Here is a 24,866-nt window from a genome sequence, read left to right as displayed (position 1 = left end):
GAGAGGGCGACGTTCCTCAGTTTACGGGGCGGCGCTTTCTTGCCCACCAGACTGAAAAGCGGCGACGCCAGCGGCGCACGGCGGGCATATCGTGCGACAGCACGATGAGGCCCAACGGCAACATCCAGAAGCCAAGCACAGGCAGAAAACCGAGCAGCCCGCCAAAAACGAGCGCTATCCCCAGGCCAACGCGCGCAAGGCGAGATCGGGGCAGTGGAATTCTCACAGAACCGAAAACCAGCTCGCGAGTGGATGGATCTATGCCAAAACGCCTTGTTTTCCGGGCGTTTCGGTCGGTATTTGCTGTCGTTCCGCTGTGATCGGTCATCCACAGGAAATGGTGAGGCGACGAAATAATGCAAGAGAAATGCATTTTTTTGAAAAAACCGCTTGGCAAATCGGGAAAGCATTTGTAGAAGCCCACTCACACCGCGCCAAGCGCATTCCCTGGTAGCTCAGCGGTAGAGCATTCGACTGTTAATCGACAGGTCGCCGGTTCGAATCCGGCCCGGGGAGCCACTCTTTCTTCAGATGAAGCAAGAAAAAATCATACGCATATAGCCCAATAAGGCTTATTGCGATGTGCTGAACATCCCGGCTTTTCCCTAAATCACTAAAATCAATTTGGCCCGCGCAACGTTGCCCGTCGTCGTTTCGATGTGGCGTTTGCCTTGTTCTTTCCGAGCTGGCTTCTCTTTCGATCCCAGTTGTCGCCGTACCTCGACGGCCTTGAACTCAAAGCAGGCGGCGATGCGAGTCGGCTTTGCCCTGTTCCAGGGGCCGTGGTTCCTGGCGCAAACCCTGTGACAAACCTTTTGGGACAGCGCTTCCTGCGCCGCTTTTGTGGCGGAAGGGTAGGTCTATCAATACAACTTAAAAGATCATATCTAGCCGTCTCGGCCAAAGGTGGTTCCTGCTTCTTGGAGGAGTGGGCCGTACTTCTCCGCGGACGACTGCCACGATGGAGCGAAACAGGAGGACGCGGGGGGGGGGCGACCGGCTGTCATTGTCCAGCAACAACAGGCGCTTGCATCCACGTCGGGCCATTGCTTCTCGATCGGAGCGTGCGTTCGAGGGGGATACACCACTCCGATACAGCCATGATTCCTGGCAGCCTCATCGCAGACCCATGCGGCGTTTCATTAAATTTTGTTCACCTTACGGTTGCTTCCGGGAATATGCGTAGATGTTCATGTGGCATTAATATGAGCCGGCGCATCTACTTGGATGCGTGAAATGCGCAGCATAGTCCCCCAATGCTTTAGAGGTTCGACATGAAAAACCTGCTTCTTGCATCCGCACTTGCACTGGCATCGGTCTTCGCCTTCAGCGCACCGTCCGAGGCAGCTCCGATGCATCATCGTCACCATCATCAGCACTGCCATATGAAAAAGGTGAAGCATAAGGTTCACGGCCGCTGGGTCGTTCGCAACGTCCGCGTCTGCCGTTAGACGGTTCGAACTGGCGCAAATTCCCTACACAGCAATTCGGCCGCTCCCGATAGTCTCGGAAGCGGCCGTTGGTTTTTTGGATAACTTTGTGACCGGGATGCATGGCCGGCGGTTCGCTACCCTACACAACCACCGCGGACCTGCGCCGCGTCAGGGACGGATTTCCAGCATCACGCCGCCATGGTGTCGGTGATAATAGGGGCGGTCGTCATACCAGCCGCGATGCCAGCCTCGGTTCCAATGCCGACGATCCCAATCCCGCTCTCCGTCATTGCGCCAATGGTGACGGGCACGCCAGTAAGACCGGCGATCATAGTCTGAATCAGGGTGCCAGCGTGAACCCTGTTCCTGCACGAGAATGACATTGGGGGGCGGTGCCGGTGAAACGCCGAACGGGGCTGCCATTGTCGGCAGCGCGACCGACAGCAAGGACCCAACGGTCAATGCGGTGGTCAGAGCGATTGAAGCGATATATTTCAAGGCGGTAACTCCTTTATTCAGCTTCGTCCCTTTCATCCTTAAACGCCACGGCCGCGACAAGGTTCCCCCTTCTGGTTGATGGGGGCGATGCCGCGACACGCGTTTTTGGAGAGGAAGCCTTCGTTTTCAGGAGCTTGCCGGCAAGAAAAAAGGGGGCCGGCAGGGAAAGCCGGACCCCTTCCTTCTCTGATCGGAGGTCAAATCTGATCAGGTTAGAAGTTGCGCTCGAAGCGGAGAATGCCGGAGATGGTGTCATCATGGGCATAGTCATAGTGAACGTAAGTCAGTTCCGGCTCGACCAGGAGGTTCTTGACCGGGTTGAACTTCAGGTTCGTCGTTGCTTCGAAGATCTTGGAGTCGCTGTAGGCGAGCTGAACATTCCACTTCAGCTTGTCGTTGACCGGAACGCCAACGCCGCCCCAAACTGCCCAATCGCCCCAGCCGCACTTCGATGCATTGACAGTGCCGTTCGGCGCCGTGCAAGCGGAAACGTCCTGGTTGGTGCCGGCATACTTGTTGAGCTTGCTGCCGTCGGTGTTCCAGCCGCCCATCAAGAAGGCCGAGAATGCGCCGAAGTCAGCATCGATACGAGCCTTGATGGCGCCTTCTTCGACGATCGAGTCGTAACCGCCAACGACCTTGAAGCCCCATGCACCGGACTTGAAGCCAGCACCGGCAACAACGTCAGGAGCGTAGTGGTTTGCTTCGTCGTCGGTCCACCAGCTTGCACCGTAGGAAGCGCCGGAGCCGCTGGAGTTGCTGTCTTCAACCGAGACCACAGCCGAGAAGCCGTTGCCGGCATCATATTCATAGGTGATCTGGTTCAGTTCGTACGGACCGTCATAGATCACGTCGTCGTTGATGACGTCGCCGGCGTAGCCGATGTAGGAGTTGTACTGCGAGTCTTTCTTACCGACCGTGAAGCCGCCGAGGCTGATGTAGGACCACAGCAGGTTGGTGCTGGTAGCGTTACCGTCATGCCAGTCCCAACGAACGATGGTTTCGGTCTTCAGCGGACCGTATTCGGTGTCGGTTGCGGTGCTGACATTCAGCTCAGCACGGGTGTGCCACAGCGTGCCGTTATGGCTATTGCGGTTGTAAGCATCGTACCATTCACCTTCCGTACGAACCTTGCCGCCGATCTTGAGGCAGGTTTCGGTACCCGGGATGAAGAAGTAGCCCGCACCGTATGCGTCGCAGATGCGAACGTATTCCAGCGGCTCCGGCTCGGCGGCAACGATGGCATCCGCTGCGTGAGCACCGGATACTGCTGCCAGCGCAGCAGCGGAGCCAAGAAGAAGGCTCTTGATGTTCATAATAACTCCAATCTCTCTTGATTGGGCGTGAGATATCGCGCCGAAAATCGACGTGCCCAACCCCATCCCGTTCATGTTCCCTATCAGTAGGTGCGAAGTAATCAGCCTCGCGAACTATTTCCTGAACCTGCTTCACTGATTTGGCAAGATACTAAGATGAGCGAACTATATGTGCCCTATTCGAAAAATAAGTTTGTTGCAAAAATGACGCAATTCAACGGTGACACCGGTCAGGCGCCACATTTCGCTCTTCATCGGGATAATCGGAAAACGGTGCCGTTGGGCCGGACGCGACGGGAAACCTCGCGATAGCGCGGGCGGCAAAGGATTAGTTGGGTGGGAAAATCATGACGATTCACGGTCAATCGCATTTTGCAGCGATGCCACATGTCAGGCGGTTTTGCGGCTCTCTAGACCATGGCATAGACGAAGCCTGCCGGTCTCGTGGAGGTCCTTGGCGCCGCGCAGCGTCATAAGGGTGCGTCCGACGACACTACTGGGGGCGTAGTCTCATCGGACGCGGCACTGCCCGGCTCAGGGGTGGCATCTAAGCCGGTAGAAATGAGCCTAGCATCTACCATAGGTTTCTATAACCTACCTGAATGGGCTGGCCGAGCCGCTGCTCTGGCATGGCGCATTTGGCTGCCAACCGAGGAGGACCGGTCCGAGCTATCGAAGCGTCGAAAACAGCGGTTCAGCCCTTCGGCCTATCCCATCGCAGATGAAGGATCGGGTAGGGACGGCCCTGATCATCCAGTTCCGAACGGCTCGTCACCTTAAAGCCGAGACGTTCGTAGAAACCTGTCGCATCCGGGTTCTGTTCGTTGACATCGACCGTCACGGCATCTTTTCCTGCCCGAAAGCTGTCGAGAAGAAGACGGCCCAAGCCCATTCCCCGGCTGTCGGCGTGCACGAAAAGCGCATCCACATGATGTTCGGTGGTCCCCAGAAACGCGTGCGGGAGATCATGGTCGTTGACCGCTACCGTAAATTCGGCATTCGGCAGATATTCCTCAGCGACCATCTTGCCGATCGTCTCGCGATTGGCAGCATCGAGAAAATGGTGGGTAGCTTCGACCGCCGTCCGCCATATCTCGTAATTCCGCAGGAGGTCGGCCGAATTGGCCTGCCGCAAATGGAACACGTCATATCCTTGAGTGTCTTTTGCCATTGGTAATAGTCTTTTGAAGTTTTGGACCGCACACGGAAAAGTTGTCCGGCGGCAGAACCCGCCCTGTCGACCGGCTGCGCTGTACCTGGCTTCAAGCCTGTCGTCCATCACGAGGCGATAGGCAAATGGCCGATAGAACCGCCAATTTCAAACCCAGCGTGTCGGGAATTAGCCGACCTCCTTGGCGAGGAAGCCATCCGTTTGGCGTTTCCATAAGCGGGCAAACAGGCCGTCCCGTTTGACCAGCTCTTCCGGCGGACCTTCTTCCACTATGCGCCCGTGGTCGAGTACAATGATCCTGTCCATCTTGGCGATGGTTGAAAGACGATGCGCAATGGCGATGACAGTCTTTCCCTCCATCATCAGATTGAGCTTTTCCTGAATGGCTGCTTCCGATTCGCTGTCGAGAGCCGAAGTTGCCTCGTCCAGCACCAGAATCGGCGCATCCTTCAGCAGCACCCGCGCTATGGCGATGCGCTGGCGCTGACCGCCGGAGAGCCGTATGCCTCGATCGCCCACGAAGGCGCTATAGCCTTTGCGGCCTTCTCCATCGGCAAGGGCGGCGATGAAGGCTTCGGCGCTTGCCATCTTGGCGGCATGCTCGATCTCGTCCTGCCTCGCTTCGGGCCGGCCGTAGCGGATATTGTCACCGACCGAGCGATGTAGCAGCGCGACGTCCTGGGCGATGACGCCGATATTTCGGCGAAGGCTGGCTTGCGTAACCTCACGGATATCCTGTCCATCGACGAGGATTGCGCCGCCCTTCAGCTCGTAGAAACGCAGCAGCAGGTTCACCAGCGTGGTCTTGCCGGCGCCCGAGAGGCCGACGAGCCCGACTTTTTCGCCTGCGCGCACAGTGACCGACAGGCCATCGATGATTGGTTTCCCGGCTTTGTAGGCGAAATGGATGTCCTCGAAGCGTATTTCTCCGCGACTAACAGTCAGTTCGCCCGCGCCGGGCCGATCTGTAATGGTGGGTGGTGTCGTCATCACCGGCATGGCATCCTTGATGGTGCCGATCGCCTGAAAGATCTGCTGAGCCATCTGCAGGAACGTGAAGGTCTGCCCGGAGAGGCGGTGCAGAATATAGACCGCCGCGACGAACTGCCCAATCGTGAGAAAGCCCGCGACGAGGCCGGAAAGGCCAATGGAAAGTATCGACAGCCAAAGCGCCATGTTGAGCGCCACGACAATGAGTTCCGAGGTGCGATAGATGCGCTGTTCCCTATGCTGCGTCTGCACCGATTTCTGGATGATGCTGCGGATCGCGCCGGCTTCAGTGTCTTCTGCCGCGAACTGCTTGATCATCTGCATGTTGCTGTAGAGATCGGTGATGGCACCGGCGACGAGGCTGCGCTGCTTGGCCGTGCGGCGCGAGCGTTCGGCGAAGGTCGGTGCCATCTTCAAGGCGAGAACGACGTTGAGCGCGATCCATATTAAGACCGGCAGCGTAAGCTGCCATGACAAGGCACCGAGAAGAACTACGGATCCGACCATTTGCAGCAGGAACCGCGGAATGGTCTGGAAGCCGATGATGATCTGCTGTTGGACGGCCGACGCCACCTGCGACAGGCGTGACGCGACCTGTCCGGCAAAGAGATCATGAAAGAAGGCGAGATCCTGCCGTTCCACCGCTTTGTGACCTTGCCACTGGATCGCAGCGGGCATGCCGACGCTCAGAGTATGAGAGGTGAGGGTGTTGGTGAGGAACGAGGCGATGGGCATCGCCGGAAAGATCAGGAGCCCGAGGAAGGCAAGCAGCAGCCAATCATTGTGAACGAAGGCAGGCGCGCCCATTTTCGTAACGCCGTCGACGATAACAGACAGTCCCCAGACAATCGCCAGATTGATGGCTTCGACCGCCATGGAGGCAAGGGTCATGGCGATCAGGATGCCGCGAAACATCGATATGAAATGCAGAAGCACCATCACCGGCCCCTTGGTAGGCAGCGGTTGATATGGGATGTCCAGCGGTTTGATCAGCGCTTCGAAGGGACGATAGATTGCGTCTGAAATCGACATGGGCCGCTCGAGTCAAAATGGGGGTGAGACGCGGGCACTCGGTTACGCGGATCACATAGAATCATCTTCCGGCTGTAATCTCAACGGGGAATATGCTGTTGATTGATCTGGGCGCGCGACGCCGCTGCGACAATACACTCGATATGCGGTTGCGAGGCGCCCGGGCAGCCGCCTTGCGAGACAGGATGGGGTTTCGATCAGCTTAGGGAATCGGTTGCAACGACCTCCCACTTCCCGAACTCTGTCAGGCCGATGGCCGTCGCTAGCGCCATCGAGGCGTGATTGTCGAGCTGGCAGCGATATTGCGGTTCGTATCCCTGCGCATAGGCTTGCCGGCTGATGGCCCGCACCACGTTTCGGGCATGACCTTTTCCCCGGAATGCGGTCAGCGTCAATACGCCGACATCGGCGATGAGGGCGTCGTTCCACGGATAGATGCTGGCGGCGCAGACGAGATGCGGTCCTTCAAACGCACCGAATACCAGCCAGTGGTCCAGCTCCACATAAGCCGCGTCCAGGTCCTCATCCGAAGCTGCCGCCTGAAACTCCTCGAATATAGCGCGATCCAGCTCCGTCAATTGCCGTACTTGGTTTGGGGAGGTCTCCTGCAGAAACGATTGTTTCGCCGGCTCAAGATAATAGAAAACTGCATCCGCGCCATTGAGAATTATCTCGGCGTTTTCCAGCTCCCGACGAAATTCGGCCTCAGAGAGGTCAGCTTTCTCGTGCAGGCCTAACCTGTCGGCGACCGCCGTTGTCACAGCCGCTTGAACCGCAGCCTCGGGCCGATGCAGCATCATCGCGCGGTTGTCGTCATCAAGATCGGGGCAGACTGCGAGAGAAAATTGATCGTCGCGATGAAGGATCGTGCCGGTCTGGAAGTGCTTTCGCCAAAATGCCGTCACCGTCGCGGAAAAGAGGTCGCGTTGGTGATTCAACCGTGATGTGTCGCTCATCTGTATATGTCCCCTTGGGGTGTATAGGCGTCAGTTAGTCCGATCCGGGTCATGTTGCAATTGTCATGGGCAATTTCATGCCTATGCTGGCTTCTCAGGCCTTGTTGTCGCCGACGCGGCCCGACCGCTGGCGATCGGGCATAAATCTCTTGTTGGCATCGGTGTCGAATCGCCGGCGCTAATCCGTGAGCTTGCCAATTACGAGATCGGCAAAGAGGCCGAGAAGGGCGGTCGCGACGAGGATCGAGCTTGTGGCGGTTGGATTCTCCCTTGCCGCCTGCACGACATTTCGCCCCTCTGCGCGTGCGTGGTCGGCAATGTGGGTGACTTTCGCCTTGGTCGAAGAAAGGGCTTCGTCAGCTCGCTCAGAGGCACTGTCGATCCTTTTCACCAGGTCGGCCGAAAGCTTGCCGATCTGGTTTCGAAATTCCTCGATTTGCGCGTTGATGTCGTGATCGAGCTTCATATCGGCCATGATGTTTTCCTGACGAATAGTGAAAGTGCCTGTCAGGAACGACCGGGATTCAATTCGGTTCCGCAGCCGGCGCGATTTGACGCGGGACGGAGGTGGATCATCGTTGAAACGGTTGCCGCTATCAATGATGTGATGATCCGTCAGACCGGGAAGCTGCTCAGAAAACCTCACGGCGAAAGCATCCGACTGCCACAAGAAGAACGGATCAATCTTTGCTGCTTGCGGGGAAGCGAAGTAGCCTGAGCGTAAACAGCCAAATCCGAAACTCTCGGTGCGATTTGAACTGCTTAAGACGGCAATGTCAAAGGGGAGGGATGGAGGCCTCGCCCGGAATCGAACCGGGGTGCAAGGATTTGCAGTCCTCTGCGTAACCACTCCGCCACGAGGCCATCCGATGTATGAAGGCGAGTGATGGCGGGCGTTTAGAACGAATCTTGAATCGGCGCAAGGGCCTCGATTTGAATATCGTTCTTTTTTCACTGTCAGCCGCAGATTGCTGTCGGCTCACGCACTCACTGAAGATCGCTGCCTACCGGCAAAACCCTGCAATCATCGCCAGATGCAGTCGCACATTTATCCAGAGATACGCAAATCGCCACTACAGCACCTCCATTACCGCGAAATCAGGATCTTGGGGGGCTCACTCTTCCAGGCAGGGGAAGGCGAATTTGAAGGAGCGTGCGATCAGTCCGCTGGCTGGCCGTTCGAGCTGCCAGGAATGCTCTGCCATCCATTTGCACGCGATCAGGGTCGCCCGCGTGTTGGTGAGATCGGGCGGGAGGCAAAAAGCGCCGACAAACTGTTGAAGATAGCGCTCATAACGCGAAGAGTTCTTCGGTGTCTGCTTGGTCGCGTGGATCGTCAGGTTCTTCGTGCGCTGCGCTTCGTCGAGAATGCCCTGCACGTAAACGGAGGCAAGTCCGCGTTCTTCCTCGCACCATTCATCGAGCTGCTTGCCGGTAACGACATGCCCGATCACGGGCGCGGGCTTTTCTGGTTCTTCATCGCTCAAAGCGACCTGGGGTATGAGAAGAAGGGACGCTGCGAGGAAGAGCGAAAGCCGCATTCGACGACCTACATCATTGAAGAGAGACTGGCAGCCAGAAAAACCACTAGCGGCAGAGACGTTGCCACGAAAAGCACGAGAGAGACAGGCATCCAGCCACCTTCTATTGAAATTTAATCTTAACCCGAATGACTTCGGGCCGGAAGGTCGATCAGTCGCCAAGTTCAGGCGGTCCAATGGAGGCAAGCGTGGTCTTGGGAAGTTAACATTTTATTAATGGAGCGTTCCGCCTTGAAGCACCTTCTAATCTTTGGATAACGAATGGAAGCGTCGTCCGTGAGCCGTTCCGTGTCTTGGCGCACCATTCCGGCCAGAGTTTGTCCACATTCGGAGATGTGCGCATGGATGGAAGCGGCATTGCTTCCATCCATGCAATGTCGGCTGTTGTCTGGAGGCGACGCATCTGCATGAATCTCGGCGCGTGTTGCAGCGATGCCTTGAAAGCGTAGCCGCAGGCGATTAAGAAACGCGTAGCACTGTAGCAAAGCCGGCCTGACAAGGGCGCAAGAGGATATGATGGATTTCGAAGCAGCACGCGTGAAGATGGTCGAGAACCAGATCCGTACGACGGATGTCACCTCCCATTCCGTGTTGAATGCATTTTTCGCGGTTCCGCGCGAAAATTTCGTACCTGAGAAGTCGAAGCTCCTGGCCTATATCGATTGCGATATCGAGGTTGCGCCGGCTTCAGCCGGTAGGCCTGGCCGTTTCCTGATGGAAGCCTCGCCGCTGGCCAAGCTGCTGCAGCTCGGCGCCATTACCAAGGAAGACAAGGTTCTCGATGTCGGCTGCGGCACCGGTTACGTCTCCGCCGTCCTGTCGCTTGTCGCCGGCAAGGTCGTCGCGCTCGAATCCGATGAGGATCTGGCGGCCCAGGCAAAGACCAATCTTACTGCGCTCGGCTATGAAAACGTCACCGTCGTCACCGGCGACCTCGAAAAGGGCCATGCAGGCAACGGGCCTTATGACGTTATTTTCCTGAACGGATCGATCGAGCAGCTGCCGCAGGGGCTGCTGGACCAGCTCAGCGAAGACGGTCGCCTGATCACGGTACTTGGCTATGGCCATGCCGCACGCGCCACCGTTTTCATGCGCGAGCGCGGCGCCTTCTCGGAAAACGTATTCTTCAACGCCTCGATCAAGCCGTTGCCGGGCTTTGCCAAGGCCAAGGAATTCGTATTCTGATCTTTCGACACGGTTGAAGATTGCATTCGGCAGGCGTCTTCGGGCGCCTGTTTTTTATTGTCCAGGCCTGTGGCAGAATCAATCTCATCAAAGCGATTCGCAGCAATCGTTACAAAACTGTGCATCACCGGGTTTAGTGCTTTCCAGGTGATTTTTTTCCCGAGGACAGTCATCTAGGGTGGCACTGATTCGGGTGCCCACCCTCGCGGGTTTCCGGTCGCTGAATATGGGAAAACGGGGATGAATATGGCTCAGCCAAATGTAGTGCGTGAACCGTCCATGGAAGAGATCCTGGCGTCGATCCGCCGGATTATCGAAAGCAACGAGCCGGGTAACGCCAAGTCGGTGCCGCCAACCCATTTTGCCGCCGAACGTGATGACGATATTCAGCTGACTGTCGACGAGGAGTTTGCCGCCGCAGATCGTGCCCGGGCCGCTGGGCAGGATCCGCGTTTCGTTGCTGCAAACTCGCAAGTCCCCGTCGCTGAGCCGGAAGGCGCGAACCGCGGTCTGTCGCTGGCGGATGTTGCCGCGCGCGTTCGTGCCGCTTCCGAGCGGAATGCCGCCATGCTGAGCGCCGGGCGCGAACTGCCCCAGCCGCGCGAGCTGCCGCCGGCCATGGCCGCACGCCTTGCGGAAGTCCGGGTCGAGCCGGTTGTCGATTATCCGCTGCGAAACATGATTCCCGATGTTGCTCCGCCTGTGGCCGAAGCGACGCCAATGGCCGAGCTGGAGCGAACGATCGTAGAGACCGCGTCGCGTGAAGCTGTTGTTGCTCCGCTTGTCGTGGAAGCGCCGCAAGTCGCAGCTCCGGTGGAAACGCCGGTCTTTCAAACGCCGGATGCACACCGACCCGTCACGCAGGAGGCCGAGCCCGTTCTCGAGCAGGCAGAGACTCCTCTCGCTGCGATGCAGCCCGTTTCGTCATCGCCGTTGATGTCGGAAGCCGCCGGCGCACAAGTCTCCCGTTCGTTCGAAGAGCTTGCAGCTATCGTCGATGGCGGTCCGCGCCGCTCGCTCGATGAGCTGGCGCAGGAGATGCTGCGGCCGATGCTGCAGGAGTGGCTCGACGATAACCTGCCGACCTTGGTCGAGCGCCTTGTGCGCGAAGAAATCGAGCGAGTGGCCCGCGGCCCGCGCCGCTGACAAGCCTGAGCTTAGGGTAACCGATCCGCCGCTCCGGGCTCCGGGGCGGCTTTTTTATTGACTTGCCTACGGCCATCCTATTTACAACCCGCATCACCCAGTCCTCTAGATCCGGTCAAAACATGCTCGACAAAACCTATGATTCCGCCGCCGTCGAACCGAAGATCGCCCAAAAATGGGATGAAGCCGACGCTTTTCGCGCCGGTGTGAACGCCAAGCCGGGCGCCGAAACCTTTACCATCGTCATCCCGCCGCCGAACGTGACCGGTTCGCTGCATATGGGCCATGCGCTGAACAACACGCTGCAGGACATCATGGTGCGGTTCGAGCGCATGCGCGGCAAGGACGTTCTCTGGCAGCCCGGCATGGACCATGCCGGCATCGCCACGCAGATGGTCGTCGAACGCCGTCTCGCCGAGCGCCAGCAGCCGGACCGCCACAAGATGGGCCGCGAAGCCTTCATCGAGAAGGTCTGGGAATGGAAGGACGAGTCCGGCGGGTTGATCTTCAACCAGCTGAAGCGCCTCGGCGCTTCCTGTGACTGGTCGCGCGAGCGCTTCACCATGGATGAGGGCCTGTCCAAGGCCGTTCTCGAAGTTTTCGTCACGCTCTACAAGGAAGGTTTGATCTATCGCGACAAGCGGCTGGTCAACTGGGATCCGAAGATGCTGACGGCGATTTCGGACATCGAAGTCGAGCAGCACGAGGTCAACGGCAACCTCTGGTACCTGCGTTATCCGCTGGAGCCGGGCGTCACCTATCAGCATCCGGTCGCCTTTGATGAAGAGGGCAAGCCGACCGAATGGGAAACGCGCGACTATCTCGTCGTCGCGACCACCCGTCCCGAAACCATGCTCGGCGATACCGGCGTTGCTGTTAGCCCGGAGGACGAACGCTACAAGCCGCTCGTCGGCAAGCATGTCATCCTGCCGATCGTCGGTCGCCGTATTCCGATCGTCGCCGACGAATATCCCGACCCGACGGCTGGAACCGGCGCGGTCAAGATGACGCCTGCGCATGATTTCAACGACTTCGACGTCGGCAAGCGTCGCGGTTTGCGCGTTGTCAACATTCTGACTCCGGAAGCCACCGTCACCATAAAGGACAACGAGGATTTCCTTGAAGGCCTTGACAATCCTGCGGCCCTGCATGGAGCCTGGGACGAGCTGGAAGGTAAGGATCGCTTCGAGGCGCGTAAGATTATCGTCCGCATTTTCGAAGAATCGGGCCTGCTGGACAAGATCGAGCCGCACAAGCACATGGTTCCGCATGGCGACCGCGGCGGTGTGCCGATCGAGCCGCGCCTGACGGAACAGTGGTATGTCGATGCCAAGACGCTCGCCGAACCGGCGATCGCATCGGTTCGCGAAGGCCGCACCAAACTCGTTCCGAAGAGCTGGGACAAGACCTATTACGACTGGATGGAGAACATCCAGCCATGGTGCGTTTCCCGTCAGCTGTGGTGGGGCCATCAGATTCCCGCCTGGTACGGTCCGGATGGCCAGGTTTTCGTCGAAAAAACCGAGGAAGAGGCGCTGCAGGCCGCGATCCAGCATTACCTTTCGCATGAAGGGCCGATGAAGGCCTATGTCGAAGACCTGTTGGAGAACTTCAAGCCGGGCGAAATCCTGACGCGCGACGAAGACGTGCTCGACACCTGGTTCTCGTCGGCGCTCTGGCCGTTCTCGACGCTCGGCTGGCCGGATGAAACGCCGGAACTGGCGCGCTACTATCCGACGAACGTCCTCGTCACCGGCTTCGACATCATCTTTTTCTGGGTTGCCCGCATGATGATGATGAGCCTTCACTTCATGAAGGACGAGAATGGCGAGCCTGTCGAGCCGTTCAACACGGTCTATGTCCACGCTCTGGTGCGCGACAAGAACGGGCAGAAGATGTCGAAGTCCAAGGGCAACGTCATCGATCCGCTCGAGCTGATCGATCAGTACGGTGCCGATTCGCTGCGTTTCACCCTGGCGATCATGGCTGCGCAGGGCCGCGACGTGAAGCTCGACCCCGCCCGCATCGCGGGCTACCGCAACTTCGGCACCAAGCTATGGAACGCCACCCGCTTTGCCGAAATGAACGGCGCCAAGAGCGATCCGCATTTTGTGCCGGAAGCGGCCGAGCTCACCGTTAACCGATGGATCCTCACGGAACTGGCGCGGGCAGAGCGTGACGTGACCGAAGCGCTTGAAAGCTTCCGCTTCAACGATGCGGCAGGGGCGCTTTATCGCTTCATCTGGAATCAGTTCTGCGATTGGTATCTCGAGCTCCTGAAGCCGATCTTCGGCGGCGAAGACGAAAATGCAAAGGCAGAGTCGCAGGCCTGCGCAGCCTACGTCCTCGAGGAGACCTACAAGCTGCTGCATCCGTTCATGCCGTTCATGACCGAAGAACTCTGGGCGCATACGGCGGGTGAGGGCAAAGAACGTGACGGCCTGATCTGCCACGCGGATTGGCCTGCACCGTCCTATGCAGACAATGTTGCCGCAGACGAGATCAATTGGCTGATCGACCTCGTTTCCGGCATCCGCTCGGTTCGTTCCGAAATGAACGTTCCGCCGTCGGCGACTGCGCCGCTGGTCGTCGTCGATGCCAACAGCCTGACGCGCGAGCGCCTGTTCCGCCACGACGCCGCTATCAAGCGGCTTGCACGTGTCGAAACAATCTCTCTCGCCGACACGGCGCCGAAGGGAGCCGCGCAGATTGTTGTCGGCGAAGCGACCGTCTGCCTTCCGCTTGGCAGCCTCATCGATCTGTCGGCCGAAAAAGCCCGTCTGGAAAAGGCGATTGGCAAGAACGACCAGGAGATCGCCCGCATCTTCGGCAAGCTTTCGAACGAGAAATTCGTGGCGAACGCCAATCCGGACGTCGTTGCTGCCGAACGCGAACGTCTCGGCGAGCTTGAAGGGCAGCAGGCAAGCTTGAAGGTGGCCCTGGCGCGGGTCAGCGAAGCCGGCTGACGGCGAAAGTCTAACGAGTCTAAATAGTTAGTGGGGCATGCGGTGAGAGCCGCGTGCCTCTTTTTTTGGCCGATCGATTCGGAATGGCTTTGGAGCGCTGAGAGATCAGTCGCCGCCAGCTTCGCACAGGTGAAATGAATTACCCCTAAAATTGGTAGGCAATTTCGAAAAGCAGAACTGTTGTCGGATTGTAACAGAAATGTTGCAGTGAAGAATGAGAATCTACGCAGGGGTAAAAATGTCATTCAAAGAGCAAAATATATCTAATTTTTTAGGCGCCTGGAAGCAGAGTTCACTTTCTTACGTAAATCAATTGCTAACTTCCTTGGTCGTTGCTCGTCATGGCCGCATTGCCAATTCATTCGATCGTCGCAACAATCGAATAAATGAATGCACCAGTGGGGGAGACACAATGGCATTTTCTCTTGCGTTGAGGGGCGCGGCCGCTCTCGTCATCGGCTCGTCTTTCGCCAGCGCAGCTTTTGCAGGCGGCCTGGATCGCGGCGGTTACGATATCGATCTGTTGTTCGATAAGGGACGTTATGCTTTCGAATCCGGCGTCACCTACGTAATGCCCGATCGTAAGGTGAAGAATGCTCGGGATACCTATCCGAACGACGGCAATCTGAACAATCGCAGCCACTCGGCCGATGCGTCGTCCAACTATGCGGTACCCTATATCGCCTTCAAGGTTGGTATTACCGATGATCTCGACTGTATGGCTGATTACTCGCAGCCGTTCGGCGGTCACCTCAACGAGGGCCTGAATTGGGCCGGCGCCAACAATGAAATCGAGACCAAGGTGCGCACGAACAATTATTCGGCCACCTGCTCTTACAAGTTCGATATGGGGCCGGGACAGTTCCGTGTGATCGGCGGCGGCTTCTATCAGGAAGTCAGCGGTTACAAGTCGCGCTTGGTCTACGACACGGTCGGACCTGTTGCCGCGATTTACAACGGCGTCGGCTCGCTTGATGTCGACGGCCACGGTTGGGGCTGGCGCGCTGGTCTGGCCTATGAAATTCCGGAATATGCCTTCCGTACCAGCCTCGTCTACAACAGCCGGGTCAAGTACGACAACCTCAAGGGCACCGTCGATCTCACCGAAGTGCCTCCTCCGGTCGTTCCCGGTGGTTTCGGCGGCAAGGTGACCTCCGTCTTCGGATCGGCCGATGCGCCCGACTCGCTGGAATGGAAGGTTCAGACCGGTATCGCGCCCGATTGGCTTGCCTTCGGCTCGGTCAAGTGGACGAACTGGAGCATTCTGCAAAGCATTTCGCTTTGCCCGACCGCTAACAGCAGCATCGCTTGCAACAAGCGGACGCAGTTAACGTCGCTCGATCTTCTGTATCAGGACGGCTGGACGATTACCGGCGGCATCGGTCACAAGTTTAATGACAAATGGAGCGGGGCCGTCAGCCTGACATGGGACCGCGGCACGAGCGAAGGCTACGGCATGAACTCCGATACCTGGACGCTTGGCGCCGGCCTTGCCTATAAGGCGACGGACCATGTTCAGTTCAATTTCGGTGGCGCGCTCGGCCTGATGACATCGGGCAAATCCGGACCGGTCACGCGCGGCGGTGTCGTGTATGGCAATGATGTCTCGTATAGCTTCGGTAATGACTTGGTCGCAGCTCTTCAGACTTCAATGAAGGTCAGCTTCTAAGGATAACCCCTTGGATTGAAGCAGGTTTATCGCCTGCCTCCCACCATCGCCATCGACGCTGCGAGCTCTATCAGGCCTCGCAGCGTTTCCTTGTCGGGCGTAGCTCGTCAAGGTACCAAAACGGTCTGTTTGCGCGGTTTATGGTTAAGAAAATCTCTGCGCCGATAAATTTTTTGTGACGAATTAGCAACACTCTATTTCAACGTATTGCAAGCTCGTGATGGGATTACAATTTGTCCATTTCCCGCCACAAATGGGGAGCAGCGATTACACGGGCACAGGGGCAAGCCTTGTAGAAAGTGCATAAGCGGTCGATGGGTGAACTTCCACTTTGGCATAAGCAAAAATCCGGGATCGGGGCTGCAGGGCTTCCGGTGCGGCTGGAGAATCTTTGTCTCTCAAGGGAAGTCGTCAATCCGGCTATGTTAGATCTCACTCTTCGGGATGCTCATGAGAGCGACGGTTCGGTGGTGAGATATGATATCGGCCGCTCGAATGCTGGTTTGGACACAATTGCAAGCTATGCTCGCAATTGTGGCAAACGGCTTCGGTTGAGTGTCACAGGAAGCCTCCTTTCCGGGAGCGCTTCGGTCTCGTGCGCCATCAGGGAAAACATTCGTGAAACCGACGGCGGCGATGCAATTGCCGTTATGGGTCCGAATGGAGCGAAAGAAATCGACTGTTATGTTTAAGTCCGAGTTCATATCAGCGAGAGTCATGATGCTCAGCCTGTCCCTTGCCACAGCGGTGGTGCTGACAGGTCAAGCCCGGGCATTCGATATCAATGCCGGCGTCTCCAAGGAATCAGGCCCGTTCGACCTCTTCAAATTCGGCTTCAAGGCCTACAAGAACGGGCAGAAGGAAGAAGCGGTAGAGGCTTATCGTTACGCGGCCGAAAAAGGCCATACAGGCTCGCGCTGGGCTCTTGCCAATATGTATGCCGATGGCGACGGCGTCAGACAGAACGATTTCGAAGCCTTCAAGATCTATAGCGAGATCGCGCAGCAGGGCGTGGAGCCGGGCTCTGAGGATACCGGCTTTTTCATCAATGCGCTGCTTGCTCTTGCAGGCTATTACAAGACCGGTATTGCCAACAGCCCGGTGAAGGTCGATCTCGGCCAGGCTCGCCAGCTTTATTTCCAAGTCGCGTCGACCTTCGGCGTTCCGGAGGCTCAGTTCCAGCTCGCGCAGATGATGCTGTCGGGCGAGGGCGGCTCTCCTAATGTCCAGCAGGCGAAGAAATGGCTGAACCAGGCGCGCAAGAGCGGCCATCCCGGCGCTATGGCCGTCTTCGGCAATCTTCTTTTCCAGGAAGGACAGTCGATTCGTGGATTGGCCTTCATGACGGCGGCGCTCGACAAGTGTAAGCCGAAGGATTGCGGCTGGATGGAAGACATCCAGGAGCAAGCTTTCTCGGTTGCCAACGAGAATGACCGCCGTGTCGCGGTCTCGATGGCGCATCAGCTTGATGTTGCGGGCTCCGACTGAACTGACATGAGCTGCCGCGTAGCACAGTGGCCGTAAACGGCGCCGAGCCCGAACCTGTCAGATTTGAGGCCTAGTTGCCGAAATTAAGATGCGCGATGACGGGCACATGGTCCGAAGGCTTTTCCCAGGCACGCACATGCTTTTCGATTGCCGTTGTCGTTAGGCGATCGGCAGCTTCCGGCGACAACATCAGATGATCGATGCGGATGCCATTGTTCTTCGGCCATGCCCCGGCCTGATAATCCCAGAATGAGTAGAGCTTGACGGCATCGGTCGTTGCCCGCACCGCATCTGTGAAGCCGAGATGCTCGAGCTGACGGAAGGCCTGACGCGTTTGCGGCAGGAACAGTGCATCGTTTTCCCAAACCTTCGGATCGAAGCAATCATGCGGCTCGGGGATGACGTTGTAGTCGCCGGCGAGCATAAGAGGCTCCTCCAATGCAAGGCGATCAACCGCGAATTTCCGCAGTCGCTCCATCCAGGCGAGCTTGTAGGGGTATTTTTCCGTATCGACCGGATTGCCATTCGGCAGGTAGAGGCAGCAGATGCGCAGCGCGCCATGCCCTTCGATTGAAAACACCGCTTCCATGAAGCGAGCCTGCTCATCACCATCGTCGCCCGGCAGGCCGCGCGTCACTTCGTCCGGCTTGGTCTTGGAGAGAATCGCAACGCCGTTGAAGCCCTTCTGCCCATGCGTCTCGACATGATAGCCGAGCGCCTCGATCTCCAGCCGCGGAAAGCCTTCGTCGACCGTCTTAATCTCCTGCAGGCAAACGATGTCTGGGCTCGAAGCCTTCAGCCACTGGCAGAGGTTCTCGATACGCGCTTTGACACCGTTGATGTTCCAGGTGGCGATTTTCATGGGCGGCCCATCCTTTGCTTCGCCCCGTTGTATCCGCAGCGCATCGACTTGACTACAGCTCATATGAGAACCGGCCAGGAGCGAAGGCTCCGAGCCGGTGATCAAACTGTGGAAAAAGGGCTGGGGGTCAGATGGCGAAACTCGTGCCGCAGCCGCAGCTTGCGACCGCGTTCGGATTCTTGATCTGAAAGGACTGGCCAAGAAGGTTGTCGACGAAATCGATCTCGGAACCGGCCATGTAGACCAGGGAGAGCTGGTCGATCAAAACAGTCGCGTCGCCTTTTTCGACGACGATATCGTCATCCTCCGGGCCATCGACCAAGTCGAACTTGTATGAAAAGCCGGAACAGCCGCCGCCTTCGACCGCGACGCGTAGCGCGTGCTTTCCGGCCTCTGCGCCGACGATGGCGGCGATTCGCTTTGCCGCAGCATCGGATAGGGTAACACTTGTCTCAGTCATATTTCCTCCTGCCGGGGTCAAGATCCGGAGAGAACCAATGGGCCGCCGAGCTTTCAAACGGCTGATATCGATAGCCTTTATCATGAAAGCCAGGCCGGTGACAGCTTTGGTTTGGTTGTTGAGCCCCACACCATTTTGCTGTTTTCTTGTCTATAGGTATGAAGGCCGCAGAGCGGCGTCAATGGCTGGGATGTTCGAGATTCGGCTGTTTGCCCGGATTGGCGGCAACCCGAGCGATCGATTGCAATGGAGTGGCTGTCGCGCCGAGGAGGTGCGGAAGCCAAATGCCGGAATGGATTGAAAATGACAATTGATACGCATGCATTGGGTTTCGGATATGGCGAAAAGGCAGTCTATGCGACGGATCCTTGGGCGTCGCGAGGAAGGCTCTATGAGGAGGGCGGCAGCCCGACACGCTCCGAATTCCAGCGTGATCGCGATCGGATCGTCCACACCACCGCTTTCCGCCGGCTGAAGCATAAGACGCAGGTATTCATCGCCCAGGATGGCGATCACTACCGTACCCGGTTGACGCATACGATCGAGGTGGCGCAGATCGCCCGTGCCTTGGCCCGTGCCTTGAAGCTGGATGAGGATCTGGCGGAAGGCGTGGCGCTGGTGCACGATTTCGGCCATACGCCCTTCGGTCACACCGGCGAGGATGCGCTGCATGAAGTGTTGCTGCCCTATGGCGGCTTCGATCACAATGCCCAGTCTCTGCGCATCGTCACCAAGCTCGAGCGTCGCTATGCCGATTTCGACGGGCTCAATCTGACGTGGGAGACGCTCGAAGGCCTGGTCAAGCACAATGGCCCGTTGATGACGCCAGACGGCAAAGGCATCCGTGGACCAGTGCCGCAGCCTATTCTCGATTACTGTGAAATCCACGATCTGGAAATCGCCTCCTATGCCAGTCTCGAAGCGCAGGTTGCGGCGATCGCCGATGACATCGCCTACAATACGCATGATATCGATGATGGCTTGCGGTCCGGCTACCTCACCTTCGACATGCTGGAAGAAGTGCCGTTTCTCTCTGGGTTGATGGCGGAGGTGAGGGAACGCTACCCGCATCTGGAGGCCAGCCGTTTCACCCATGAAATCATGCGCCGGCAGATCACCCGCATGGTCGAGGACGTCATCGCCGTTTCGCAGCAGGCACTTGCCGAAATCAAGCCGGGGAATGTTGCCGACATCCGCGCCGCCGGGCGCGTCACCGCGACCTTCTCGCCCGCGATGGCCGAAACCGACAAGCAAATCAAACAGATGTTGTTCAAGCGCATCTATCGCCACCCGGACATCATGCGCATCCGCGCCGGTGCCGCGCAGATCGTCACGGATCTGTTCCAGGCCTATATGGACAACCCCAAGGAGATGCAGAGCCATTACTGGGTCGACCATATCGCCGGGCTTGCCGTTGCGGCCAAGGCACGGCATGTGGGCGACTATCTGGCCGGTATGACGGACACTTACGCCATCAGCGCCCACAAGCGGCTGTTTGACCAGACTCCCGATTTGCGGTAGGCAGCGCGGCGTTGGGCCGACACCGGCCCGCCCAAGCTATGCGTGGATCAGAACATGAACCTTTTCACCGATTTCGAAGTAAGAATTAAGAGCGCTCTCGAACAAATTGATATTGTAAGAGAAAAGCGATCGGAACTTGATTTCGGGCGCGTTGGCGTGGAGCCACCGCGAGATGCCAGTCACGGCGATGTCGCCACCAACGCGGCCATGGTTCTGTCCAAGCCGCTGGGAATGAACCCGCGTGCGCTTGCCGAAATTATCGTCGCCAAGCTGAAGGAAGACGCCGACGTCGCCGAGATTTCCGTCGCCGGTCCGGGCTTTATCAATATCCGCCTTGCGGTCGGCTACTGGCAGCGCCTGCTGTCGACGATGGTCTCCGAGGGCGAGAAATTCGGACGTTCTGCTCTCGGCGAAGGCCAGAAGGTCAACGTCGAATATGTATCGGCCAATCCGACCGGCCCGATGCATGTCGGCCATTGCCGTGGCGCCGTTGTCGGCGATGCGCTGGCGAACCTGCTCGCCTTTGCCGGCTATGCGGTCACCAAGGAATATTACATCAACGATGCCGGCTCGCAGATCGACGTGCTGGCGCGGTCGGTCTTCATTCGTTACCGCGAAGCGCTCGGCGAGCCGGTCGGCGAAATTCCCGCGGGCCTTTATCCGGGCGACTATCTGGTTCCGGTCGGCGAAGCGCTTGCCAAGGAGTTCGGCACCAAGCTGCGCGGCATGCCGGAGGATCAATGGCTCCCGATCATCAAGGAACGGGCGATCGACGCGATGATGGCGATGATCCGCGAGGATCTGGATGCCCTGAACGTTCACCACGATGTCTTCTTTTCCGAACGCACGCTGCACGCCAATAGCGCAGCCCTGATCCGGACTGCGATCAACGACCTGACCTTCAAGGGCTATGTCTACAAGGGCGCGCTGCCGCCGCCGAAGGGGCAGTTGCCGGAGGATTGGGAGGATCGCGAACAGACGCTCTTCCGCTCGACGGAAGTTGGCGACGATATCGATCGTCCGCTGATCAAGTCGGATGGCTCCTATACCTATTTCGCCGCCGACGTCGCCTACTTCAAGAACAAGTTCGACCGTGGTTTCAACGAGATGATCTATATTCTCGGTGCGGACCATGGCGGCTACGTCAAGCGACTCGAAGCCGTGGCGCGCGGAGTGTCGGACGGGGAGGCAAAGCTGACTGTGCTGCTCTGCCAGCTCGTCAAGCTCTTCCGCGACGGCGAACCCGTAAAGATGTCCAAGCGCTCAGGCGACTTCGTCACTCTGCGCGAAGTTGTCGATGAAGTCGGCCGCGATTCGGTCCGCTTCATGATGCTGTATCGGAAGAGTTCCGAACCGCTGGATTTCGATTTTGCGAAGGTGACCGAGCAGTCCAAGGACAATCCGGTCTTCTACGTGCAATATGCGCATGCCCGCTGCATGTCGGTCTTCCGCCAGGCCAAGGAAGCGTTCCCGGATCTCGATATCGCCTCGCTCGATCTCTCAAAGGCGGTCATAGACACGATCTCCGACCCGGCGGAGCTGCAGCTGATCGCCAAGGTTGCGGAGTTCCCGCGAATCATCGAAGCTGCGGCACAGTCGCAGGAGCCGCATCGCATCGCGTTTTACCTTTATGATCTGGCTAGTTCCTTCCATGGACACTGGAATAAAGGTAAAGATTTACCTGAATTACGATTTGTTAACGATAAGAACCGAGAATTGAGCATTGCCAGACTTGGGCTGGTGTACGCTGTCGCGTCGGTTTTGAAGTCGGGTCTCGGTATAACCGGGACCGCAGCGCCGGATGAAATGCGATAAACGTCACCATTTACCCACATTGCACTGGCATTTAACTGTAGCGTTTGCGAGTGGAACGGGTGATGGCAGAAAAACAGTTGGCGTATCGCGCAAGCGGAAACGACGGGTTCTTTGCGGAGGATGATCCGCTCGCGGAACTTGCCCGCATCGTGGGTTTCGAGCCGCGCCCCGCTGCTCAGGCGGCTCCTGCTTCTCAGCGTCAGGAGCCCGCCTTCAATCTCGAAGACGAGCTTCTTCGCGAGTTCGAGCGTTACGATACGCCTCGCATGAATCCGGCAAATGACACCTCGGCTCCGTCGGCCCAAGTTGCTCCGGTCGATCCAGTTCCGGCCCCGGCTTCGCGGCCTGTCGAACCGGTACGGGCCGAGCCCACCTTCGAAGAGATGCCGCAGCCAGCGGCTCCGGCAAGGCCGATTATGGGCGCCCGCGATCTGATCGAAGAGCTGGAGATGTCGATTGCTCCGGCGCTGCAGCAGGTTTCCCAATTGGAGCCAAAGGCTGCACCGATCCAGCCGCCCGCATCGCCGGTCGCCAAGATACCCCAGTCTGCAGCTGCCACGGTCCGGCTGCCACTCGCCAATTTCACGCTGGCATCTGCCCAGACGCAGCGCGAACAGCCGGCGCCGGCTGCGGTTTCCCCGGTTGCCCCGCCGCAAAGCACTGCTCCCGTCGATGCGTTGCTCGACGAGATGGCTATCGATTTCGGGTCGCCTCAGGCCGCCGAGCCCGCATACCAGCCGCAGGCGGCAATCGCGCCACAGCCTGCTCCTGCCGTTGCCCGGGTGCCGGAGACGCAGAAATCCGCGCAGGTCGATGCTGCAGCTCTTTCGGCTGAAATCGATGCCCTGTTGGCGGATGTTGATCGTTATCCGGTTCCGGCGAAGTCGAATGCGGTCGTTACGAAAAACGAGCCTGCTTTCGGGAACTTCGGTGTAACCGCCACCGAATATCCGGTCGCGCCGGTAGCGCCTGCGCCGCGCCACGAAGATCCGAAGCCGATCACCTTTGGCGTCGAGGATCCGTTCGCAGATCAGGATTTTGAGTTCGATCTGGCCGATATCGAAATGGAGCTCGCCGAGCTTGATTTCGCAGAGGCTGAGAAGCCGGCTTCCCGGCAGCCGACCCAGGCTGCTCCGTTCGTTGAGCCGCTGGTCTCCCGTGCCGCACCGACGCTCTCTGCTCCGGCAACTGCAGCAGTAGCGCCACAGCCGGTTCCGGCGGCGCCCGTCGCCGCACCCGTGTCGCAGCATGCAGCGCCTGTCTTTGAAGCCGATCAGGCTCTGCCCTTCGACCCGACGGAGATTTCCGAGACGGAAGAGCGCGTCGAAACCTTCGAGGGTTCGCACGTTCCGCACCTGCCGGCGATCGAGCCGGAAGAACCGATCGCCGTTCCGCCCGAATATGATTTCGATATCGATTCAGAGATGGCGAGCCTTCTCGGCACGCCCGCAAAGGAAACCTCACCCGAGCCATTCAAGCCTGCCGCTGCCGCAGCGCTGGGTGTCGGCGTCGCGGCGGCTGCTTCCTGGTCGAAGAACACAGCCGCCCAACCGGCTGCAGCGGTCGCCAAACAGCCGATCGAAGAGTTCGATGAATTCGAGCGTGCGCTGGAAGAAGATTTCCGCCGCAGCTATCGCGAAGCATCCACTCCGGTCGAGAACGTCGCTCGCATGACGCTGAACCCGGCAGCGGGAAACCGCCGCACCGGTCGTTCCGTGCGTGGCATGGTGACGGCTGCTGCCGTTATCGTCGCGCTCGGTGCAGGCGGCTACGGTGCCTATAGCTGGGTGCGCCATGGCGCGCCGATCTCCAATTTCTCCGGCGAGCCGCGCGTCATCACTGCCGATGCGGATCCGGTGAAGGTGGCTCCGGAAAATCCGGGCGGCACCGTTGTCCCGAATCAGGACAAGGCCGTTTATGACCGTGTGGCTGGTGACAGCACCGCTGCGCCGAAGCAGAAGGAACTGGTTTCCTCCAATGAGCAGCCCGTCGATGTCGTTCAGAAGACGCTAATCCCCGAATCCATCTCTCCCGACGATGGTAGCGGAGATCAGGTAACGCCGACTGCCGTTGGCGAGACCTCGGACCCGCGTCTGTTGCCGAACCAAAATGGCGGCAATGCCAATGTTGCCGCCAATGGCGACGATCAGGTTCCCGCCGTGTCGCCGCGCAAGGTGCGGACGATGATCGTGAAGCCGGACGGTTCGTTGGTCCCGCGTGACGAACCTGCGCTTGCTCCGGCGACGGCTGCCAAGACGGCGCCTGCTGCAACGAACAATCAGGTTGCTTCGACCGGTGCACGTCCGGCGGCAGCCAATACCCAGCCTGCAGCACAGCCCGACAATGGCGACGCAGCAAGCGCCGAAAGCACGCCGATCCGCGTCGTCAAGACTAATCCGGTTCCGACGGCTCGCCCTGAAACCGCCAAGGCAAGCACCGTTGCTGCGGCACCGGATGCCCAGCCGAAGCCTCAGCAGTCGAAGCAGGTTGCAGCGGCGGCTCCGGTCGCGACCGCTGCGGCGAGCGGTGGCGCCTACGGGGTGCAGATCGCATCCCTGCCGACCGAAGCCGATGCGCAGAAGTCGCAGGCCAACCTCAAGGTCAAGTTTGCCAACATCATCGGCAACCATCCGCTTGAGATCCGCAGGGCCGACATCGCCGGCAAGGGCACCTACTATCGTGTCCGCGTCGTTGCCGGCACGAAGGATGAAGCTGCGGCGATTTGTGAGCGTTACCGTGCCGCTGGCGGCACCTGCCTGATCTCGAAGTAAAGAGCTGGGCTGGCAGCGCAGCCCAAATCGAACGAAACAATCCGCC

At 58.5% G+C, this 24,866-nt stretch carries 20 protein-coding genes and 2 tRNA genes; 11 read left to right on the top strand and 11 right to left on the bottom strand.

Annotated elements, in window-relative coordinates; all coding sequences use genetic code 11:
• Positions 1–16: 16 nt before the first annotated feature.
• Positions 17–328 (bottom strand): hypothetical protein, encoded by a 312-nt coding sequence (locus QD461_RS14775; RefSeq protein WP_414088460.1) that lies wholly within the window; start codon positions 326–328, stop codon positions 17–19.
• A gap of 116 nt (positions 329–444) precedes the next feature.
• On the opposite strand from QD461_RS14775, the gene QD461_RS14770 reads away from it, so the two are divergent.
• Both QD461_RS14770 and QD461_RS14765 read left to right on the top strand, forming a co-directional pair.
• Positions 445–519: transfer RNA gene (locus QD461_RS14770), tRNA-Asn, on the top strand.
• 755 nt (positions 520–1,274) lie between these two features.
• Positions 1,275–1,451, top strand: coding sequence for a hypothetical protein (locus QD461_RS14765; protein ID WP_414088411.1), 177 nt, complete (start codon positions 1,275–1,277; stop codon positions 1,449–1,451).
• 150 nt (positions 1,452–1,601) lie between these two features.
• Here QD461_RS14765 and QD461_RS14760 read toward each other — a convergent pair whose 3' ends face one another.
• From QD461_RS14760 to QD461_RS14725, 8 genes are all read right to left on the bottom strand, one after another.
• Positions 1,602–1,931, bottom strand: a complete 330-nt coding sequence (locus QD461_RS14760; RefSeq protein ID WP_414088410.1) for a hypothetical protein — start codon at positions 1,929–1,931, stop codon at positions 1,602–1,604.
• 212 nt (positions 1,932–2,143) lie between these two features.
• Entirely contained in the window at positions 2,144–3,247 is a 1,104-nt protein-coding gene (locus QD461_RS14755; protein ID WP_184702066.1) for a porin, read from the bottom strand.
• 694 nt (positions 3,248–3,941) lie between these two features.
• The gene (locus QD461_RS14750) at positions 3,942–4,418 is read right to left on the bottom strand and encodes an acetyltransferase (protein WP_414088409.1); all 477 of its coding nucleotides are present in this window, start codon (positions 4,416–4,418) and stop codon (positions 3,942–3,944) included.
• Positions 4,419–4,586: 168 nt separating this feature from the next.
• The gene (locus QD461_RS14745; RefSeq protein ID WP_414088408.1) at positions 4,587–6,440 is read right to left on the bottom strand and encodes an ABC transporter ATP-binding protein; all 1,854 of its coding nucleotides are present in this window, start codon (positions 6,438–6,440) and stop codon (positions 4,587–4,589) included.
• 197 nt (positions 6,441–6,637) lie between these two features.
• Complete coding sequence (locus QD461_RS14740; protein WP_414088407.1) at positions 6,638–7,396, bottom strand: GNAT family N-acetyltransferase; 759 nt, start codon at positions 7,394–7,396, stop codon at positions 6,638–6,640.
• Between the two features lie 178 nt (positions 7,397–7,574).
• Positions 7,575–7,871, bottom strand: a complete 297-nt coding sequence (locus QD461_RS14735) for a hypothetical protein (protein ID WP_414088406.1) — start codon at positions 7,869–7,871, stop codon at positions 7,575–7,577.
• Between the two features lie 315 nt (positions 7,872–8,186).
• Positions 8,187–8,260, bottom strand: a tRNA-Cys gene (locus tag QD461_RS14730).
• A 251-nt stretch (positions 8,261–8,511) separates the two neighbouring features.
• Complete coding sequence (locus QD461_RS14725) at positions 8,512–8,937, bottom strand: Rap1a/Tai family immunity protein (RefSeq protein WP_184702076.1); 426 nt, start codon at positions 8,935–8,937, stop codon at positions 8,512–8,514.
• 513 nt (positions 8,938–9,450) lie between these two features.
• Between QD461_RS14725 and QD461_RS14720 the strand changes: the two genes are divergently transcribed.
• From QD461_RS14720 to exoR, 6 genes are all read left to right on the top strand, one after another.
• Positions 9,451–10,122: a protein-L-isoaspartate O-methyltransferase family protein gene (locus QD461_RS14720; RefSeq protein ID WP_414088405.1), complete on the top strand. Its 672-nt coding sequence runs from the start codon at positions 9,451–9,453 to the stop codon at positions 10,120–10,122.
• Positions 10,123–10,368: 246 nt separating this feature from the next.
• Complete coding sequence (locus QD461_RS14715; protein WP_414088404.1) at positions 10,369–11,268, top strand: DUF2497 domain-containing protein; 900 nt, start codon at positions 10,369–10,371, stop codon at positions 11,266–11,268.
• A gap of 122 nt (positions 11,269–11,390) precedes the next feature.
• The gene (locus tag QD461_RS14710) at positions 11,391–14,234 is read left to right on the top strand and encodes a valine--tRNA ligase (protein WP_414088403.1); all 2,844 of its coding nucleotides are present in this window, start codon (positions 11,391–11,393) and stop codon (positions 14,232–14,234) included.
• Between the two features lie 412 nt (positions 14,235–14,646).
• Entirely contained in the window at positions 14,647–15,903 is a 1,257-nt protein-coding gene (locus tag QD461_RS14705) for an OmpP1/FadL family transporter (protein WP_414088402.1), read from the top strand.
• A gap of 314 nt (positions 15,904–16,217) precedes the next feature.
• The gene (locus tag QD461_RS14700; protein WP_414088401.1) at positions 16,218–16,595 is read left to right on the top strand and encodes a hypothetical protein; all 378 of its coding nucleotides are present in this window, start codon (positions 16,218–16,220) and stop codon (positions 16,593–16,595) included.
• Complete coding sequence (gene exoR / locus QD461_RS14695; protein ID WP_184702086.1) at positions 16,588–17,391, top strand: exopolysaccharide production regulator ExoR; 804 nt, start codon at positions 16,588–16,590, stop codon at positions 17,389–17,391. Before QD461_RS14700 ends, exoR begins: the two co-directional genes overlap by 8 nt.
• Before the next feature lie 70 nt (positions 17,392–17,461).
• On the opposite strand, the gene xth is transcribed toward exoR, so the two are convergent.
• Complete coding sequence (gene xth, locus QD461_RS14690; RefSeq protein ID WP_414088400.1) at positions 17,462–18,253, bottom strand: exodeoxyribonuclease III; 792 nt, start codon at positions 18,251–18,253, stop codon at positions 17,462–17,464.
• Between the two features lie 127 nt (positions 18,254–18,380).
• Complete coding sequence (gene erpA, locus QD461_RS14685; RefSeq protein ID WP_184702090.1) at positions 18,381–18,713, bottom strand: iron-sulfur cluster insertion protein ErpA; 333 nt, start codon at positions 18,711–18,713, stop codon at positions 18,381–18,383.
• A 303-nt stretch (positions 18,714–19,016) separates the two neighbouring features.
• Here erpA and QD461_RS14680 point away from each other — a divergent pair, with 303 nt between their 5' ends.
• The 3 genes from QD461_RS14680 (at position 19,017) to QD461_RS14670 (ending at position 24,820) form a co-directional block, all read left to right on the top strand.
• Positions 19,017–20,234 (top strand): deoxyguanosinetriphosphate triphosphohydrolase, encoded by a 1,218-nt coding sequence (locus QD461_RS14680; RefSeq protein ID WP_184702092.1) that lies wholly within the window; start codon positions 19,017–19,019, stop codon positions 20,232–20,234.
• A gap of 54 nt (positions 20,235–20,288) precedes the next feature.
• Entirely contained in the window at positions 20,289–22,049 is a 1,761-nt protein-coding gene (argS, locus tag QD461_RS14675) for an arginine--tRNA ligase (protein ID WP_414088399.1), read from the top strand.
• Between the two features lie 62 nt (positions 22,050–22,111).
• Positions 22,112–24,820 (top strand): SPOR domain-containing protein, encoded by a 2,709-nt coding sequence (locus QD461_RS14670; protein ID WP_414088398.1) that lies wholly within the window; start codon positions 22,112–22,114, stop codon positions 24,818–24,820.
• Positions 24,821–24,866: the final 46 nt, after the last annotated feature.

This window comes from Rhizobium sp. BR 314 (genome assembly GCF_047445805.1).
Taxonomy (GTDB): domain Bacteria; phylum Pseudomonadota; class Alphaproteobacteria; order Rhizobiales; family Rhizobiaceae; genus Rhizobium; species Rhizobium lusitanum_B.
The sequence above is the reverse complement of the archived record's forward strand: the minus strand, read 5'-3'. Positions and strand labels throughout refer to the sequence as shown.